Here is a 1128-nt window from a genome sequence, read left to right on the forward strand (position 1 = left end):
TGCGCCGGCGCCACATCGGCACGGACCACTGCGGCACGCGCAGCAGTAGCGCGTCCTCGTCGCCCTTGCGGTTGGTAACCCGGAGCAGCCCCTTCCCCGTGACCCGCACCAGGTGGTGTCCGAGGTACACCGTCGGCGCGGTCGGCTCGATCTCGTCCCCGTCGAGCGCGAGGATCTCCCCCAGCCGGCCGCCGGTTGCCAGGAACGCCTCCATGATGTCCGGGAGGTCGCGCCAGAACTGCGACCGCGGACCGAGCTTGCGCCCGTTCTTGTCGCGCGACTTCTTCTCGCCGTACTCCCGGAGCGCGGCGAACATTTCCTGCCGCTGCTCCAGGGTCATCGCCTTGACCGTCTTCTGTGACGGCCGGGTCAGACGCCCGATGGACTTCACCGGGTTGAAGTCGAAGGCGCCGTGCCGCACGCCGTACGCGCACACGGCGGACAGCACGGTCCGGATCGATGCCGCCGTGCTGTAGGACTGCGCCTGCCCCTTCCTCACCAGCTTGTCGCAGCGCGACGGCAGCACCTCGTGCGCCTGCAGCTGGCCCAGGGCCGGGACGATCCAGTTTCGCAGGTAGGACTTGTACAGCTGCGGGGTCTGGTTGTCCTTGCCCGCGCTCGCGTAGTCCAGCTCGAAGTCCTCGAACCACGCCCAGCAGATCTTCTCGAACCGCGTGTACTTGCTGATCTCCCCCGCGCGTGCTTCGGCGCTGAGGTCCCGCATGGCCTCCTTGAGGTTGTCCTCTGCCTTCGTCGAGCTGGAGCCTCGCCGGCGCACCTGTTTGCTGCTGCCATCGGCCATCCGGAACCGGGCGTGCGCCTCGTAGACGGCCGGGCGCCCCTTGGACTTGTCGCGCAGCTTCTTGACGTGAATGCGCCCCCACGTCCCGACAGGAGTCGCCGGCCTACCCACGGCGCACCGTCACGCGGGCAGAACGCAAGCGTCGAGCAAGACGAGATCCGCATGGAGGAGACAGTCGGTCCCGCGCGGCGGCGGAGGGCTGGCCGGGGGCGCCGGTGGCGCAGGGCTGGCCGGCGGAGTAGCGGGCGCTGCTGAGGGCGGAAGCGGTTGCACGGCCATCGGGGGCGCGCTGGAGGACGCCGGCTGGGACGGCGTGCGCGCGGAGC

1 protein-coding gene is annotated in these 1128 nt (G+C 70.1%); it reads right to left on the minus strand.

Annotated features, from left to right (window positions below):
* Window positions 1-913 (minus strand): phage integrase central domain-containing protein (locus IE290_RS37555; RefSeq protein ID WP_191249512.1); only part of this gene is annotated, 913 nt, incomplete at its 3' end.
* Between the last annotated feature and the right edge of the window lie 215 nt (window positions 914-1128).

It is taken from the genome of Amycolatopsis deserti, from assembly GCF_014653945.1.
GTDB classification, from domain to species: Bacteria; Actinomycetota; Actinomycetes; order Mycobacteriales; family Pseudonocardiaceae; genus Amycolatopsis_E; species Amycolatopsis_E deserti.